The following is a 16286-nucleotide window of genomic DNA, read 5'->3' as shown; positions in this document are numbered from 1 at the left end:
AGGCGCAGTACGCCTGCCTTGTCTGCTTGAAAAGGAATGAATACCATATGAAAATATTGTTTGTATCCCTGGGCTGTGACAAAAACCTGGTGGATTCTGAGGTGATGCTGGGGCTTCTTTCCAGGGCCGGTTATGAGTTTACCGATGATGAGACCGAAGCGGAAGTCATTGTAGTCAATACCTGCTGCTTTATCGGTGACGCCAAGGAGGAAAGCATCAATACGATCCTTGAGATGGCGGCTCAGAAGGAGACCGGAAAATGTAAAGTACTCATTGTTTCCGGCTGTCTGGCTCAGAGGTATAAGGATGAGGTCCTGAAGGAGATCCCCGAAGTGGATGGAATTCTGGGAACCGCCTCCTGCGATAAGATCGTGGAGGTGGTGGAGGAGACTCTGAAAGGAAAAAAAGGACAGGAATTTGAAAACATTGATCTTCTGAAGGCCAGAGACGGCGGACGGATCGTCACCACAGGAGGTCATTATGCATATCTGAAGATCGCGGAGGGCTGTGACAAGCACTGTACCTACTGCGTAATTCCCAGTGTCCGGGGCAAATACCGGAGCGTTCCCATGGAGGAGCTTGTCAAGGAGGCGAGGGAGCTTGCGGAGGGCGGCGTCCGGGAACTGATCCTGGTGGCACAGGAGACTACCCTTTACGGGATGGATCTTTACGGGGAAAAACGGCTTCCGGCGCTCCTTAAGGAGCTTGCTGAAATTCCGGGGATCCACTGGATCCGGATGCTTTATTGTTATCCGGAGGAGATCACCGACGAACTGATCGAAACGATCAAAACGGAAGAAAAGGTCTGCCATTATATGGATATTCCCATCCAGCATGCCAGCGACCGGATATTAAGGCGGATGGGGCGGCGTACGAACCGGGAGGAGATCACTGGTCGTATCCGGCGCCTTCGGGAGGAGATCCCGGATATTGCCATCCGTACCACCATGATCACAGGCTTCCCCGGAGAGACGGAGGAGGATCTGGAGGAGCTTCTGGATTTTGTCGATGAGATGGAATTTGAGCGTCTGGGGGTATTCCCCTATTCCAGGGAGGAGGATACTCCGGCAGCCGTCATGGAGGATCAGGTCCCGGAAGAGATCAAGGCAGAGCGCCGCAGCCAGGTCATGGAGCTTCAGCAGGATATTTCCCTGGAGCACGGAGAGGACATGGTCGGAAGGGAACTGGAGGTTTTCATTGAAGGACGGGTAGTTGATGAGAATGCCTATGTGGGACGTACCTACATGGATGCACCCGGTGTTGACGGTTACATTTTTGTTAATACGGATCTGGAGCTTATGAGCGGAATGTTTGTCCGTGTGAGGGTGACAGGCGCATTAGAATATGATTTGATAGGAGAGCTGTGTGATGAAAATGAATCTGCCCAATAAGCTGACAATACTTCGTGTGCTGATGATACCGTTCTTTGTGTTCTTTATGCTGGTGGATTTCGGATACCCGGGAAGGATAGCTGCACTGGTTTTGTTCTGCGCGGCCAGCTTCACGGATTTTCTGGATGGCTTTATTGCCAGAAAATATCATCTGGTGACCAATTTCGGAAAATTCATGGATCCGCTGGCTGATAAGCTTCTTGTCTGTTCGGCCCTGATCTGTTTTGTGGGAAAGGGAGAGCTGGCAGCCTGGATCGTGATCATCATTATGGCCAGGGAATTTATTATCAGCGGATTTCGTCTGGTGGCCTCCGATAACGGTGTGGTCATTGCTGCTAATATGTGGGGAAAGCTTAAAACCGTTTCCCAGATGATCATGATCATTCTGATTATTCTGGATCTGGAAGCTCTCTGCGTGCTGAAAAATATCTTTACTTATCTGGCGTTGGCGCTTACCGTGATTTCTCTGGAGGAATATATCCGACAGAATATCCGTGTTCTGAAAGAAGGAGAGGTATAAGTATGGATGTTGAAATTCTGGCAGTCGGAACAGAGCTTCTGCTGGGTAATATTGCCAACACCAACGCACAGTATCTGTCACAGAAATGTGCGAATCTGGGGCTTTCTGTATACCATCATACGGTAGTGGGCGATAATGAGACGAGGATGACGGATGCCATCTGCCGTGCCCTCGACCGTTCCGATATTGTGATCCTTACCGGCGGCCTCGGACCTACGGAGGACGATATGACGAAAGAGGTCTGTGCGAAGGTCATGGGATTCGAACTGGCAGAGGATCCCCATACAAAAGAGCGGATCGCTGGTTACTTCAAGATTTCGGGACGTAAGAATATCACAGAGAATAACTGGAAGCAGGCAGTGGTCCCTGTGGGGGCAAAGGTCCTTGATAACAGCAACGGAACTGCACCGGGACTGATTCTGGAAAAGGACGGAAAGACGGCGATCCTTCTGCCGGGACCGCCCAACGAGCTGAAGCCTCTTTTTGAGGAGCAGGTGGCTCCTTATCTTCGGAGCCTCCAGCCGGAGACGATCTATTCCCAGATGGTGAAGGTGTGCGGGATCGGTGAGAGCCGGGCGGAGACCATGATCCTGGATCTGATCAATTCCCAGACCAATCCGACTATTGCCACGTATGCGAAAACCGGAGAGGTCCATCTTCGCGTGACGGCCAAGGCGGAAAGCGAGGAGCAGGGAAAGAAGCTCGTGAAGCCGGTGGTAAAGGAGTTGAAGAACCGGTTTGGCATCAATATCTACACGACAGATGAGGAGGAAAGCCTGGAGGATGTGGTTGTCCGTCTTCTGAGAAAGTACGGACTGACGGTGACAACGGCGGAATCCATGACAGGCGGCCTGCTGGCCGGCCGGATCGTCAATGTGGCCGGTGCCTCCGAATGCTTTAAGGAAGGCTTTATTACCTATTCCAACAAGGCAAAGAGGAAGTTTTTGGATGTGAGCAAGGCGACTCTGAAAAAATACGGGGCAGTCAGCGAGCAGACGGCCAAGGAGATGGCCAAGGGAGGAATTTTTGCCGCCGATTCGGACATCTGTGTGGCAGTCACCGGTTTCGCCGGTCCGGAGGATTCGCCGGAGGAGCCCAGGGGCCTCACCTACATTTCCTGCTACATTGACGATAAGGTATTTGTGAAGGAATTTCATTTTACCGGAAACCGCATGAAGATCAGGGAACAGGCAGTCGTTCAGGCTCTGGATCTTTTGCGAAGGTGCATTATCGAGCAGTATAAATGAGAAGTAAACTATGAAGAATAATATCAGGTGGTATCGGAGTCTGTATCTGGGCGAGAAGGCCGGAATGCAGAAGAACATATGGAAAAAGCTGCAGGGCGGCCTTCATTCGAGGCTGCATCTTCTTGTGCTGCCATCCAATAAGGCGAATCTCCTGGATATTCTTCCTCAGTCGGTGCTTATGCAGGAGCATTACAAACGGCTTCCTCTTTATGTGGTTGGAGCTGCATGGACAAAGGAGGAGGCCATGGAGCTGGCAGGGAAAATTATCACGGAGGTCTATGGGGCCACCGGAAAAACGGATGTGGCTGCCTATCTGGGAGACGACTTCCTTCCGGAACCGGAGCCTGCTTCAGAAAAGTTATACAGAGAATGGTAAGGATGTGATGCGATGCTTTCTATTATATGGAGCATTTTGAAGATCATCGGGATCATACTGCTTGTGATCCTGGGGCTTTTGCTTGCCATTTTTCTGTTGGTGCTGTTTGTTCCGCTGCGCTATGAGCTGAAAGGTAACGGAAGCTATGAGAAGGAGGAGGAATCGTCGCCGGATTTCCTGGTGAAGGCCCGGGTCTCCTGGCTCCTTCGGATCGTCTGCGTCAGTATTCGGGCAGGAAAAGAAGGACTTAAGATGCGTGCCCGTCTTTTCGGTATTCCCTTCCTCCGAAGCGGAGGAACTAAGAAGGAAAAGAAAAAGCGGAAAAAAGCAGGGAAACAGAAGGCGGAAGATTTACTGGAAGCTTCCGTGAAGCCTGAAGAACAGCATGATGAAAAAATTGCGGCGGATGTTACGTCGGCGGAGATGCCGCCGGAAATAAAATCGTCTGTACCGGAGCTGTCTTCGAAAGAACCGGAAACAGAGGGAGATATGCTGACGGCCCAGTCTCTGGATTCCGGTAACGAACAGACAAAGAAGGGAGCTCTTCGTAGACTTTTTGAGAAGCTCAGGGATGTTATCGGGAAAATTAAAGCACTTTTTATGAAAATAAAGAGCGCGGTTCTGGGATTTACGGGAAACCTCCGCTGTACCTTTGAAAAAATCTGTGGTAAAATAAGGAAAATGGCTGATTCGGCCGGAGAGATCCGGGCGTTTCTGAAAGCGGAGGAGAACCGGGAGGTATTCCGACGTGTGGCAGGGGAAGGAAAGAAGCTTATTCTTCACATTCTGCCCCGGAAGCTCTCGGGGAACATAATCTTTGGGCTGGAGGATCCTGCCGCCACCGGACAGGCGCTGGCAGTTCTGGGAATCCTGTATCCGGTCATAAAGGAGCGGCTGCAGGTGACGCCGGTTTTCGAAAACAGGCTGTATCTGAAGGGAGATCTTTATTTCAAAGGCAGAATAAGAGTTTTTTCTCTGCTCATAATATTGTTGAGAATCTGGTTTGATAAAAAATTCAGGGCAATGCTCAGACGAGGAAGAGAGCTTAAGGAAAGTATAAGCCGGGCATGACCCCCGGCCGGATGCAAGGAGGAAAGCATATGGCAGAAAAAGAAAAAAATACATTTGAAAACACTGTGGAGAACCTGTTCAAGGGAATGGATGGTTTTATCACAACGAAAACTGTAGTGGGAGATGCCATTCATCTGGACGGAACCATTATTCTTCCGCTGGTGGATGTTTCCTTCGGCATGGGCGCCGGAGCCTTCGGCGGTGAAGGGAAGAATAACAGCGGCGGCGGTATGACCGGAAAGATCACGCCCAGCGCAGTTTTGGTTATTCAGGACGGTCATTCCAAGCTGATCAGCGTGAAGGGGCAGGACAGCGTTTCCAAGATCCTTGATATAGTGCCGGATGTCATCAGCAAGTTTACCAAGTCGGGAAAGAAAGAGAAGGAGCCGGACATTCCGGAGGACGTATTTGATTCGGTGACGAAGGAATAGAAAATCCGGAATCCTCTTAAGAAGCGCTGCATAGAATAACAGCAGAAGGATCTTTGCGGGAGGAAAATGTGAAGCGGCTCATTGGATTATGCCTGTTCTGTCTGGGAATCGGCATGCTGTTACAGCTTATGCTGCCGAACGGCTTTTTTGCCGTCTGCCTGATGGCGGCCTCCATCGCAGGAGGTTATTATCTGTTTTGCGGATGTTAGCTTATGGCTGGCAGATTTTGACATTGGAAGGAAGAGAGGCCCGAGGGGCCTCTTTTTTGACGGAAAAAAGCAGAAATAAGAGACTTTGGATGATTATAAAAAATCTTAACGAAATATGTCAAAACTCTTAAATAAACCTTGATAAATTATTGTCTATACGCTATAATTAAAATCGGCAGAAAATGGTTTTACTTTTTATAAATGAAAATGGAGGACTGCAAAATGAGTAATTTATCTACAGGAAAAGCAAGCGAGAGAATCGCTGGCTTACTTGACGCTCAGAGCTTTGTGGAAATCGGCAGCTATGTAACCGCACGAAGCACTGATTTCAATCTGGCGGAAAAAGAAACTCCGGCAGATGGCGTTATCACCGGATACGGCACAATTGACGGTAATCTGGTGTATGTATACAGCCAGGATGCTTCCGTACTTGGCGGCTCCATGGGTGAGATGCACGCAAAGAAAATTTCCAATGTGTATGCCCTTGCCATGAAGATGGGCGCTCCCGTGATCGGTCTGGTTGACTGTGCCGGTCTGAGACTTCAGGAGGGTACCGATGCTCTTCAGGCTTTCGGTGAGCTTTATAAGAATCAGACGGATGCTTCCGGTGTGATTCCGCAGATCACAGCTGTATTCGGTACCTGCGGCGGCGGCATGGGTGTTGTTCCCGCACTGACGGACTTCACCTTTATGGAGAAGGATAACGCAAAGCTGTTTGTCAATGCTCCCAACGCACTGGATGGAAATATTGTTTCCAAATGCGATACGGCATCTGCAGCATATCAGAGCGAGACCATCGGTTCTGTGGATGTGGCAGCTTCCGAGGCTGAAATTTTTGAGGAGATCAGAACTCTGATTTCTGTTTTACCTGCAAACAATGAGGATGATATGTCCTTTGACGAGTGTACAGACGATCTGAACCGTGTATGTGACGGACTTGAAAACTGCGCAGGAGATACCTCCATCGCCCTGTCCATGATTTCAGATGATAATTTCTTCTTTGAGACAAAGAGAGCATACGCGAAGGAGATGGTGACCGGCTTTATCCGTCTAAACGGAAATACAGTCGGTGCAGTTGCAAACCGTTCCGAGGTATGCGATGAGGAAGGCAATGTGACAGAGACCTTTGACGGCGTTCTGACCAGCGCCGGCTGCAGAAAGGCTGCCGAGTTTGTAGAGTTCTGCGATGCCTTCAATATTCCTGTACTGACCCTTACCAATGTCAAGGGCTACAAGGCAAATATGCATCAGGAGAGAAAGATTGCAAAGGCAGTGGCCGAGATGACCTATGCATTTGCAAATGCTACAGTACCCAAGGTAAACGTGATCGTAGGTTCCGCCTTCGGAAGCGCTTACGTTGCCATGAACAGCAAATCCATCGGTGCCGATGTGGTATTTGCATGGCCGAATGCTTCCATTGGTATGATGGATGCCAAGAGCGCTGTGAAGATCATCTATGCTGATGAGATCGAGAAGGCTGAGAACGGTGCGGTTCTGGTAAATGAAAAGGCAAAGGAATACGCAGAGCTTCAGTCCAGCGCACTGTCCGCTGCAAGAAGAGGCTATGTGGATAACATTATCGATGCACAGGATACCAGAAAATATGTGATCGGAGCCTTTGAGATGCTTTTCACCAAGAGAGAAGAGCGTCCGGCAAAGAAGCACGGCACAGTTTAATAATGAGGTGAGCATATGAGCTTAAGTAATATTTTCTTGGATGCTCTTTCCAACACCCTCCTCGGTATGGGCATGGTTTTCGTGGTACTGATTATCATTATCGTGGTAATTGTACTGATGAGCAAGGTAGTCCGTGCGATTGAAGGAATAGGAAAGAAAAAGGAGGCACCTGAGGCAGCAGCTCCGGCTCCTGCACCGGCAGCACCGGTCGTTGAGGAAGAGACTGATGATCTGGAGCTGGTTGCGGTGATCACTGCAGCAGTGGCAGCAGCTATGGGTACTTCCACAGATGGTTTTGTAGTGCGTTCCATTAAGAGAGCGAAGAACAGAAATTGGTAAACAGAGAATTCAGGAGGAAATCAGAATGAAAAATTATACAATTACAGTAAATGGCGTAGCATATGACGTAACCGTAGAGGAAGCTGGTGCAGGCAGTGCACCTGCACAGGCTCCCAAGGCCGCTCCTAAGGCAGCACCCAAGGTAGCTCCCGCAAAGGCAGCTCCCGCAGCAGGTGCAGGCAGCATCCAGGTTAAGGCCGGTGCAGCAGGCAAGGTATTCAAGATTGAGGCTTCCGTTGGCCAGGCTGTAAAGGCAGGCGATGCAGTTGTCATCATCGAAGCCATGAAGATGGAAATCCCTGTTGTTGCTCCTGAGGATGGAACCGTTGCAAGCATTGATGTGACTGTAGGTCAGGATATCGCTGCCGGCGAGGTTCTTGCAACTCTGAACTAAAACTCATTTCCATTGTTTATATCGGAAACTGAATTCACTCACAATGCGAAATGGGAGGTAGTGCAATGAATATTTTAGAAACATTGGGGAACCTGCTTGAGCAGACTGCGTTCTTCAGCCTCACCTGGGGAAACTATCTGATGATCGTAGTTGCCTGCGTGTTCCTCTATCTGGCAATCGCCAAGGGCTTTGAGCCGCTTCTGCTGACTCCGATCGCCTTTGGTATGCTGCTTGTAAACATTTATCCGCCGATCATGGAAGAGGGCGGTGTGCTCTGGTACTTCTTCAAGCTGGATGAATGGGCTATCCTGCCCTGCCTGATCTTCATGGGTGTAGGTGCTCAGACAGACTTCGGTCCGCTGATTGCCAACCCCAAGAGCTTCCTGCTCGGTGCTGCCGCACAGTTCGGTATTTATGCAGCTTATATCGGTGCCATGCTTCTGGGCTTCAATGGCAAGGAATCTGCAGCTATCGCCATCATCGGCGGTGCTGACGGCCCGACCTCCATTTTCCTGGCTAACAAGCTGGGTCAGCAGCAGATCCTCGGACCTATTGCCGTTGCTGCATATTCCTATATGTCTCTTGTTCCGATCATTCAGCCGCCTATCATGAAGGCTCTGACCACAGAAAAAGAGCGCAAGATCAAGATGGAGCAGCTTCGTCCCGTATCCAAGCTGGAGAAGATCCTGTTCCCTGTTATCGTAACCATCGTTGTATGTATGATCCTGCCTTCCACAGCACCTCTGGTTGGTATGCTGATGCTCGGCAACCTGTTCAAGGAGTCCGGTGTGGTTAGACAGCTGACTGAAACTGCATCCAATGCAATGATGTATATCGTAGTTATTCTTCTTGGTACCTCCGTTGGTGCGACCACCAGTGCAGAGGCATTCCTGAATGTGGCTACCATCAAGATCGTTGTCCTTGGTCTTGTAGCCTTCGCCTTCGGTACCGCAGTCGGCGTACTGTTTGGTAAGATAATGAGCAAGCTTTCCGGCGGCAAGATCAATCCGCTTATCGGTTCTGCCGGTGTATCTGCAGTTCCGATGGCTGCCCGTGTATCTCAGAAGGTTGGCGCAGAGGCAGACCCCACCAACTTCCTGCTTATGCATGCCATGGGCCCCAATGTAGCAGGTGTTATCGGTACGGCTGTAGCGGCCGGTACCTTCATGGCCGTATACGGCGTGAGATAATTTAGAGAGGACAGGAGGAACTAACATGTCAGAAGTTGCAAAAAAACCGGTAAAAATTACCGAGACAATACTGCGTGACGCTCATCAGAGCCTGATCGCAACAAGAATGACCACGGAGCAGATGCTGCCCATCGTGGAGAAGATGGATCAGGTTGGTTATCATGCCGTAGAGTGCTGGGGCGGAGCCACCTTCGATTCCTGCCTTCGATTCCTGAAGGAAGATCCCTGGGAGAGACTGAGAAAGCTTCGTGCAGGCTTCAAGAACACCAAGCTTCAGATGCTGTTCCGCGGACAGAACATTCTGGGCTACAATCATTATCCCGATGATGTGGTTGAGTATTTTGTACAGAAATCCATCGCAAACGGTATTGATATCATTCGTATTTTTGACTGCTTAAATGATATCCGCAATCTGGAATGTGCAGTGAAGGCGACCAAGAAAGAGGGCGGCCATGCACAGATCGCTCTTTCTTATACTCTGGGCGATGCTTATACCATGGATTACTGGATGGATATTGCAAAGAGAATCGAGGATATGGGTGCTGATTCCCTGTGTATCAAGGATATGGCCGGTCTCCTTGTTCCCAAGGCTGCTACCGAGCTGGTAACTGCACTGAAGTCTGCAACTACTCTGCCGATCGATCTGCATACCCACTACACCTCCGGTGTAGCTTCCATGACTTATATGAAGGCTGTAGAGGCAGGCTGCGATATCATCGATACTGCTATGTCTCCTCTGGCTCTTGGTACCAGCCAGCCTGCAACTGAGGTTATGGTACAGGCATTCAAGGATACTCCTTATGATACCGGCCTTGATCTGAACAAGCTGGTTGAGATCGCTGAGTACTTCACACCGATTCGCGAGGAGGCTCTGAAGAGCGGCCTTCTGAATCCCAAGGTGCTGGGCGTAAATATCAAGACACTTCAGTATCAGGTACCCGGCGGTATGCTTTCCAATCTGCTGTCTCAGTTAAAAGAGCAGGGCGCAGAGGATAAGTTCCAGGCTGTACTGGAGGAAGTTCCGAGAGTAAGAAAAGACTTTGGTGAGCCTCCGCTTGTTACTCCTTCCAGCCAGATCGTTGGTACTCAGGCAGTATTCAACGTACTGATGGGTGAGCGTTACAAGATGGTGACACAGGAGTCCAAAAAGCTCCTTCGCGGAGAGTTCGGTCAAACTGTTAAGCCCATGAACCCTGATGTTATTAAGAAATGCATCGGCGATGAGAAGAGAATCACCTGCCGTCCTGCAGATCTCCTGGAGCCCAAGCTTGCTCAGTATGAGAATGAGATGGCTCAGTGGAAGGAGCAGGATGAGGATGTGCTGTCCTACGCACTGTTCCCTCAGGTTGCTGTAGACTTCTTCAAATACAGAGAAGCACAGAAAACCAAGGTGGACCCCACTGTAGCAGACACCGCCAGCAAAGCATACCCTGTCTAAGCAACGAGCCATGCGAAGTCCTCAAGGGGCGGGGAGGCTGTTTGCAGACTCCGCTGACCATTGAGGGCTTCATACGGCGACTGCCGTACAACGAAAAAGCCGAAGGCTTTTGAGGTGTAGCATGGCGAGTAAGGCCATGCATCAAGGAAGGCTGTTTGCAGAAAAGACAGTCAGACGGCATTTGTATACGGCGACTGCCGTACAACGAAAAAGCCGAAGGCTTTTGAGGTGTGGCATGGCGAGAATAGAATAGTTTCAAAGGGCCTGACGAGAGACGCCGGGCTCTTTTCATTGGAGAATGAAAAATGGAACAATGTATGCGTACCAGAAACGGAACTCTGGTCTATTCATATACCAATCCCCATCTGCACAGTTTCAGTCTTTGCATGTATGTAAAGGCCGGATCTATGTATGAATCGGAGGAAGAGAATGGAATCACCCATTTTTTTGAGCATGCGGTCATTCGCAATGTGGACCGATTGATGGATGGCGGTCTGTATCCGCTTCTTGACCGTCTTGGTCTGTCTCTGGGAGGAGCAACCTACAAGGAATTTGTACAGTTTTCCATAAGCGGGGCGGTGAAGCACTGGAAAGAAGCAGTAGATATTTTTCTGAGGCTGATGGAGCCTCTCTGCCTGTCGGAGGAGGAGCTTTCCATTGAACGAAAGAGAGTGAAGGCTGAAATCCGGGAGTGTGACAAGAAAAAATCATTGGAAGCAAGAACGGAACAGGCAGTATGGAAGGGAACTTCATTGAAGTTTCCCATTACTGGCAGTAAGAAAAAGCTGGATCGGATAGGAGTGAAAAAGCTGGCTGCATTCCGTGAAAAATTTCTTTCTGCAGAAAATCTCTTCTTTTATGTGACAGGACAGTGTGACGAGAATGGACTTTCTTATTTTGTTGAGAGACTGGAACAATATCCGCTTTTTAACGGAAGCCCGCGTCGGGAAAATCTGGCTCCTCGGCCGGAACAATTTTTTATTAGAACAGGAATTCCGGTCATTGCAAAGGGAGAAGAGACAGAGGTTTCCATTTCTTTCGATGTAGATACGTCAAGATACAGCAATGCAATGCTCTGCCTGTTTTTTGATATGTTGTTTACTGGAGATTACTGCCCTGTTTATCAGGAGCTGTCTGAAAAGACCGGATATATTTACAGTTACGACGATCAGTTTGAACGATACAAAAACATCGGGAGTCTGCAGCTTTGTTATCAGGTGGCACCGGGAAAGCTTCTGAAAGCTTTTGAGAAGACGATGGATATTTTTCTTGATCTAAAGAAAAAGACCGGGACACTGGAATATGTGCGGGCCATTTACCTGGATAATGCGGAGCTGGCTCTGGATGATGATAATGATTTCAACTGGAACCGTGCCTATGACTGCCATATTCTGGATGAGGCATATCCGGATCTGGAAGCGAAGAAACAGGCATTTAAAGAGGTTACAGAGGAAGATATGGCAAAAATGGCCAGGGAAATCTTCCGTACAAAAAACCTGACGGTAGTGATCAAGGGAAATAAAAAACTGATTCCGGAACGGAAAATCAGAAAGCAGATGAAAAGACTGGGATAGAGATCAGAATGTTCAGCAAGAGAATATCATGGGAAAAGTATCAACTATGATATTCTCTTTTTTTATTAGAGAAAAATACTTTGTACAGATAGAAAACCGGGAAATGGTAAGAATCCTATAGTATGTTAATATAATAACAAAATTATCTGAATTTTCTGTATATTTTAACCAAAAGAAAATACAAAAATATGGGTATTTCGTGTATTGTGCAGTTTGCATATAAAAAGTATAATTAGAATAGCGTTATGTGTTAATTCGCACAAAAATAAAAAACAGGGAGGGAACCAACATGCTGGATAAGTCTTATTACGACAAGACAGACGAGATTATTGAGCATTATGGGCGAAAAGCCGGTTCATTAATTCCAATCATGCAGGACATTCAGGCAGAATACCGATATCTGCCGGGAGAACTGCTCACCTATGTGGCGAAGGAAATCGGGATTACAGAGACAAAGGCTTACAGTGTAGCTACCTTCTATGAGAATTTCTCCTTTGAGGCAAAAGGAAAATACGTCATAAAGGTATGCGATGGAACAGCCTGTCACGTACGGAAATCAACCCCGGTTCTGGAAGCCCTCTGGAAGGAACTCGGTTTGAGCAAGAAGAAACACACAACAGATGATATGATGTTTACTGTTGAAACAGTTTCCTGTCTGGGAGCCTGTGGACTGGCACCGACCATGATGGTGAATGAGGAGGTTCATCCTTCCATGACTCCGGAGAAGGCACTTGCGGTTATTGAAGAATTGAGAGGTAAGGGCTGATGATTAAAAATAGAGAGGATTTGTTAGAGATAAGAAAAGCAGCACAGGCGGAGCTTGCTTCTTATGACTGTCGTATCCTGGTCTGCTCAGGTACCGGCTGTATTGCAACCGGATCCGGAAAAATTTATGAGATTTTCAGGGAACTGACGGAAGGAATCGAGGGAATCACTCTGGAATTTGCCCCTCATGATAAAGAAGCCCATGATAAGGTCGGCGTGAAGAAAACAGGCTGCCAGGGCTTTTGTGAGCTGGGACCGCTGGTTCGCATTCAGAAGGGCGGCGAAGTGATCCAGTATGTAAAGGTACAGCCGGATGACTGTCGTGAGATCTTTGAAAACACGGTATTAGGTGACAACGTGATTCAGCGTCTTTTGTATACAAAGGGAGATACCCATTACACCCACCCCGAAGAAATCCCTTTCATTGCAAAGCAGACGAGAATCGTTTTGGAAAACTGCGGAAAATTTGATGCCGAGTCTCTGGACGAATACATTGCGGCCGGCGGCTTCGAGGCACTGACGAAGGCCATGTTCGAGATGACGAGAGAGGAAGTTATCGAAGAAGTGGATAAATCCGGACTTCGCGGACGCGGCGGCGGCGGATTCCCCTGCGGAAAGAAATGGAAACAGGTGGCAAGGCAGAAGGAAGAGATCCGCTATGTGGTCTGCAACGGTGATGAGGGCGATCCCGGTGCATTCATGGACGGCTCCGTAATGGAGGGCGATCCCTTTAAACTCATTGAAGGTATGATGATTGCCGGTTATGCGGTAAAGGCCAGGGATGGATATATTTACGTCCGGGCAGAATATCCCATGTCTGTGGCAAGACTTCGTCATGCCATCGGCCTTCTGGAGGAAAGAGGTCTTCTGGGCGACAACATTCTCGGAACGGATTTCTGCTTCCACTTACATATTAACAGAGGCGCAGGCGCATTTGTATGCGGCGAGGGCTCTGCCCTTACGGCATCGATCGAAGGCAACCGCGGTATGCCTCGTGTAAAGCCTCCTCGTACGGTTGAAAAAGGTCTTTGGGAGAAGCCTACCGTACTCAACAATGTAGAAACCTATGCCAATGTACCGAAGATCATTCTGCAGGGAGCCGACTGGTACAGAACGATCGGTACTGCAGGCAGTCCAGGAACAAAGACCTTCTCCCTGACCGGTGCCATTGAAAATACAGGACTGATCGAGGTTCCCATGGGAAGCACCTTGAGACAGATTATTTTCGACATCGGCGGCGGCCTGAAGGAGGGTGCAGAGTTTAAGGCCGTTCAGATCGGCGGCCCCTCCGGCGGATGTCTGACGGAGAAGCATCTGGATGAACCGCTTGATTTTGATTCTGTTAAAAAATTCAACGCAATCGTCGGATCAGGCGGTATGGTTGTTATGGATACCAACACCTGTATGGTCGAGGTGGCACGTTTCTTTATGAGCTTTACCCAGAGAGAATCCTGCGGTAAATGTGTACCCTGCCGCGAAGGCACCAAGCGAATGCTGGAGATCCTGGAAAAAATTGTAAACGGGCAGGGCGAACTGGAGGATCTGGACCGTCTGGAGGAGCTTGCTACCATGATTCGGAATATGGCTCTCTGCGGACTGGGCAAGAGCGCACCGCTCCCCGTTATCAGTACCCTGAATACCTTCCGCGACGAATATGTGGAACATATTGTGGATAAAAAGTGCGCGGCCAAGACCTGTACAGCTCTCCGGAGATATGTGATCAATCCGGAATTCTGCAAGGGCTGCAGCAAGTGTGCTAAGAACTGTCCTGTAAATGCGATCTCCGGAAAGGTGAAATCGCCGTTTACCATCGACAGCACCATCTGCATCAAGTGCGGTGCCTGCAAAGAGAACTGTGCCTTTGATGCGATCTATATTGAAGCATAGGAGGGGAAGATATGGGATTTATTACAATTAACGGTAAAAAAGTGGAATTTACCGATGAAAAAAATGTTTTAACCATTATCCGAAAAGCTGGTATTGATATCCCCACACTGTGCTATCATTCAGAGCTTTCTACCTTCGGCGCATGCCGTTTGTGTACAGTGGAGGATGACAGAGGAAAACTGTTTGCTTCCTGCTCGGAGGAGCCCAGGGATGGTATGGTCATCTATACCAATACCGACAGGCTCAGAAAATACAGAAAGCTGATCGTGGAGCTTTTGCTGGCTGCTCACTGCAGAGACTGTACCACCTGTGTGAAGAGCGGTGAATGCGTGCTTCAGAATCTGGCTCACCGTATGAATGTTTATAAGGTCCGCTTCGAGAATCATAAAGAAGTGATGCCTGTGGATTACAGTTCCCCGTCCATCATCCGCGACCCCAACAAATGTATTTTGTGCGGAAACTGCGTGCGTGTCTGCAGCGAGCTTCAGGGCATCGGAGTGCTTGGCTTCGCCAACCGCGGTACCGACGCCGTTGTGACGCCGGGCTTTGATAAAAAGCTTTCCGAGACTGACTGTGTGAGCTGCGGTCAGTGCCGTGTATTCTGCCCTACAGGAGTGCTTACCATTCGTACCAATATGGATGAGGTCTGGGCGGCTCTGGCAGACAAGGATACCAGAGTGGTTGCACAGATCGCACCGTCTGTCCGTGTGGCAGCCGGAGATGCCTTCGGCCTCCCCAAGGGAACGAATGCCATGGGCAAGATTGTGGCAGCACTTCACAGAATGGGCTTTGATGAGGTCTATGATACCAGTTACAGTGCCGACCTTACTATTATGGAGGAAAGTGCGGAATTCCTGGACAGAGTTGCAAACGGCGGAAAACTGCCGCTTCTGACCTCCTGCTGTCCGGCATGGGTGAAATTTGTGGATACCCAGTTCCCGGAATTTAAGGAAAATGTATCTACCTGTCGTTCTCCTCAGGGAATGTTCTCGGCAGTTATTAAGGAATATTACCGGGATCCTGCCCATGCGGAAGGGAAAAAGACGGTAGTGGTTTCCATTATGCCCTGTACAGCCAAGAAGATGGAGGCAAACCGTCCCAACAGCTATACCAAGGGCGAGAAGGATACGGACATCGTGATCACCACCACAGAGCTGATCCGTATGATCAAAAACTTCGGCATTGCCTTTGATAAGATTGAACCGGAAGCATGTGATATGCCGTTCGGAATCGGTTCCGGCGGCGGTGTGATCTTTGGTGTTACCGGCGGTGTGACCGAGGCAGTTCTCAGAAGACTGGCGGAAGGTCATGATACGGCGACTCTTGAGGCCATTGCCAACTGCGGAATCCGCGGTGAGGAGGGAATCAAGGAGGCTGTAGTTCCGTATAATGGAATCGACGTTAAGATCTGCGTGGCCAGCGGTCTTGCAAATGCAAGGAAGGTCCTTGAGCAGGTGAAGAGCGGAGAGAAGGAATATCACCTGATCGAAGTAATGGCCTGTCGACGGGGCTGCATCATGGGAGGCGGACAGCCGATACCTGCAGGTCCCAGAAGCAAGGCAGCAAGAGCCAAGGGACTCTATGATGCCGATGGTTCCATGGTTATCCGGAAACCCAATGAGAATCCTCTGATGGATGTCTTCTACAACGGATATTTCAAGGGCAAAGCCCATGAGCTTTTACATAATCATGAATAAGACATATTGATAAGGACGGGAGGTGCCGAGGGCATCTCCCGTCTTTGTTTGACAGGGAGACAGTTTTGCCATATAATGAA

General features: G+C 49.2%; 16 protein-coding genes. All 16 read left to right on the top strand.

What is annotated here, in order from left to right:
* Nucleotides 1-47: 47 nt before the first annotated feature.
* Nucleotides 48-1391 carry a 30S ribosomal protein S12 methylthiotransferase RimO gene (gene rimO, locus QJ036_RS04250; protein ID WP_283230203.1) on the top strand — a complete coding sequence of 448 codons (1344 nt, stop codon included), beginning with the start codon at nucleotides 48-50 and terminating at the stop codon, nucleotides 1389-1391.
* Nucleotides 1375-1911: a CDP-diacylglycerol--glycerol-3-phosphate 3-phosphatidyltransferase gene (gene pgsA, locus QJ036_RS04245; RefSeq protein ID WP_283230306.1), complete on the top strand. Its 537-nt coding sequence runs from the start codon at nucleotides 1375-1377 to the stop codon at nucleotides 1909-1911. The genes rimO and pgsA overlap by 17 nt, the downstream gene beginning before the upstream one ends.
* A 2-nt stretch (nucleotides 1912-1913) precedes the next feature.
* The gene (locus QJ036_RS04240) at nucleotides 1914-3158 is read left to right on the top strand and encodes a competence/damage-inducible protein A (protein WP_283230202.1); all 1245 of its coding nucleotides are present in this window, start codon (nucleotides 1914-1916) and stop codon (nucleotides 3156-3158) included.
* Nucleotides 3159-3168: 10 nt separating this feature from the next.
* Nucleotides 3169-3534 carry a hypothetical protein gene (locus QJ036_RS04235; RefSeq protein ID WP_283230201.1) on the top strand — a complete coding sequence of 122 codons (366 nt, stop codon included), beginning with the start codon at nucleotides 3169-3171 and terminating at the stop codon, nucleotides 3532-3534.
* A 12-nt stretch (nucleotides 3535-3546) separates the two neighbouring features.
* A complete protein-coding gene (locus tag QJ036_RS04230) occupies nucleotides 3547-4605 on the top strand; it encodes a DUF2953 domain-containing protein (protein ID WP_283230200.1) in 1059 nt (352 codons plus the stop codon).
* A 29-nt stretch (nucleotides 4606-4634) separates the two neighbouring features.
* Nucleotides 4635-5036: a GerW family sporulation protein gene (locus QJ036_RS04225; protein ID WP_283230199.1), complete on the top strand. Its 402-nt coding sequence runs from the start codon at nucleotides 4635-4637 to the stop codon at nucleotides 5034-5036.
* Nucleotides 5037-5104: 68 nt separating this feature from the next.
* Complete coding sequence (locus QJ036_RS04220) at nucleotides 5105-5245, top strand: hypothetical protein (RefSeq protein WP_283230198.1); 141 nt, start codon at nucleotides 5105-5107, stop codon at nucleotides 5243-5245.
* Nucleotides 5246-5467: 222 nt separating this feature from the next.
* Nucleotides 5468-6922, top strand: a complete 1455-nt coding sequence (locus tag QJ036_RS04215) for an acyl-CoA carboxylase subunit beta (protein ID WP_283230197.1) — start codon at nucleotides 5468-5470, stop codon at nucleotides 6920-6922.
* Nucleotides 6923-6937: 15 nt separating this feature from the next.
* Complete coding sequence (locus QJ036_RS04210; protein WP_283230196.1) at nucleotides 6938-7261, top strand: OadG family transporter subunit; 324 nt, start codon at nucleotides 6938-6940, stop codon at nucleotides 7259-7261.
* Between the two features lie 25 nt (nucleotides 7262-7286).
* Nucleotides 7287-7655: a biotin/lipoyl-containing protein gene (locus QJ036_RS04205; RefSeq protein ID WP_283230195.1), complete on the top strand. Its 369-nt coding sequence runs from the start codon at nucleotides 7287-7289 to the stop codon at nucleotides 7653-7655.
* A gap of 65 nt (nucleotides 7656-7720) precedes the next feature.
* Nucleotides 7721-8845, top strand: a complete 1125-nt coding sequence (locus QJ036_RS04200) for a sodium ion-translocating decarboxylase subunit beta (protein WP_283230194.1) — start codon at nucleotides 7721-7723, stop codon at nucleotides 8843-8845.
* Between the two features lie 25 nt (nucleotides 8846-8870).
* Nucleotides 8871-10283 (top strand): oxaloacetate decarboxylase subunit alpha, encoded by a 1413-nt coding sequence (locus QJ036_RS04195; RefSeq protein ID WP_283230193.1) that lies wholly within the window; start codon nucleotides 8871-8873, stop codon nucleotides 10281-10283.
* 305 nt (nucleotides 10284-10588) lie between these two features.
* Entirely contained in the window at nucleotides 10589-11857 is a 1269-nt protein-coding gene (locus QJ036_RS04190) for a M16 family metallopeptidase (protein WP_283230192.1), read from the top strand.
* A 289-nt stretch (nucleotides 11858-12146) separates the two neighbouring features.
* Nucleotides 12147-12623 (top strand): complex I 24 kDa subunit family protein, encoded by a 477-nt coding sequence (locus tag QJ036_RS04185; protein WP_283230191.1) that lies wholly within the window; start codon nucleotides 12147-12149, stop codon nucleotides 12621-12623.
* The gene (locus QJ036_RS04180; RefSeq protein WP_331487477.1) at nucleotides 12623-14509 is read left to right on the top strand and encodes an NADH-ubiquinone oxidoreductase-F iron-sulfur binding region domain-containing protein; all 1887 of its coding nucleotides are present in this window, start codon (nucleotides 12623-12625) and stop codon (nucleotides 14507-14509) included. The genes QJ036_RS04185 and QJ036_RS04180 overlap by 1 nt, the downstream gene beginning before the upstream one ends.
* A gap of 11 nt (nucleotides 14510-14520) precedes the next feature.
* Nucleotides 14521-16206, top strand: a complete 1686-nt coding sequence (locus QJ036_RS04175) for a [FeFe] hydrogenase, group A (protein WP_283230190.1) — start codon at nucleotides 14521-14523, stop codon at nucleotides 16204-16206.
* The last annotated feature ends 80 nt before the right edge of the window (nucleotides 16207-16286 follow it).

This window comes from Fusibacillus kribbianus (assembly GCF_030053595.1).
Lineage (GTDB): Bacteria > Bacillota > Clostridia > Lachnospirales > Lachnospiraceae > Lientehia > Lientehia kribbiana.
This window is presented reverse-complemented; position numbering and strand designations above follow the sequence as displayed.

What these genes read in the sequence shown, in the direction of transcription:
- rimO (WP_283230203.1), top strand. Translation starts at nt 48, where the DNA reads ATGAAAATATTGTTTGTATCCCTGGGCTGTGACAAAAACCTGGTGGAT.
- pgsA (WP_283230306.1), top strand. Translation starts at nt 1,375, where the DNA reads ATGAATCTGCCCAATAAGCTGACAATACTTCGTGTGCTGATGATACCG.
- QJ036_RS04240 (WP_283230202.1), top strand. Translation starts at nt 1,914, where the DNA reads ATGGATGTTGAAATTCTGGCAGTCGGAACAGAGCTTCTGCTGGGTAAT.
- QJ036_RS04235 (WP_283230201.1), top strand. Translation starts at nt 3,169, where the DNA reads ATGAAGAATAATATCAGGTGGTATCGGAGTCTGTATCTGGGCGAGAAG.
- QJ036_RS04230 (WP_283230200.1), top strand. Translation starts at nt 3,547, where the DNA reads ATGCTTTCTATTATATGGAGCATTTTGAAGATCATCGGGATCATACTG.
- QJ036_RS04225 (WP_283230199.1), top strand. Translation starts at nt 4,635, where the DNA reads ATGGCAGAAAAAGAAAAAAATACATTTGAAAACACTGTGGAGAACCTG.
- QJ036_RS04215 (WP_283230197.1), top strand. Translation starts at nt 5,468, where the DNA reads ATGAGTAATTTATCTACAGGAAAAGCAAGCGAGAGAATCGCTGGCTTA.
- QJ036_RS04210 (WP_283230196.1), top strand. Translation starts at nt 6,938, where the DNA reads ATGAGCTTAAGTAATATTTTCTTGGATGCTCTTTCCAACACCCTCCTC.
- QJ036_RS04205 (WP_283230195.1), top strand. Translation starts at nt 7,287, where the DNA reads ATGAAAAATTATACAATTACAGTAAATGGCGTAGCATATGACGTAACC.
- QJ036_RS04200 (WP_283230194.1), top strand. Translation starts at nt 7,721, where the DNA reads ATGAATATTTTAGAAACATTGGGGAACCTGCTTGAGCAGACTGCGTTC.
- QJ036_RS04195 (WP_283230193.1), top strand. Translation starts at nt 8,871, where the DNA reads ATGTCAGAAGTTGCAAAAAAACCGGTAAAAATTACCGAGACAATACTG.
- QJ036_RS04190 (WP_283230192.1), top strand. Translation starts at nt 10,589, where the DNA reads ATGGAACAATGTATGCGTACCAGAAACGGAACTCTGGTCTATTCATAT.
- QJ036_RS04185 (WP_283230191.1), top strand. Translation starts at nt 12,147, where the DNA reads ATGCTGGATAAGTCTTATTACGACAAGACAGACGAGATTATTGAGCAT.
- QJ036_RS04180 (WP_331487477.1), top strand. Translation starts at nt 12,623, where the DNA reads ATGATTAAAAATAGAGAGGATTTGTTAGAGATAAGAAAAGCAGCACAG.
- QJ036_RS04175 (WP_283230190.1), top strand. Translation starts at nt 14,521, where the DNA reads ATGGGATTTATTACAATTAACGGTAAAAAAGTGGAATTTACCGATGAA.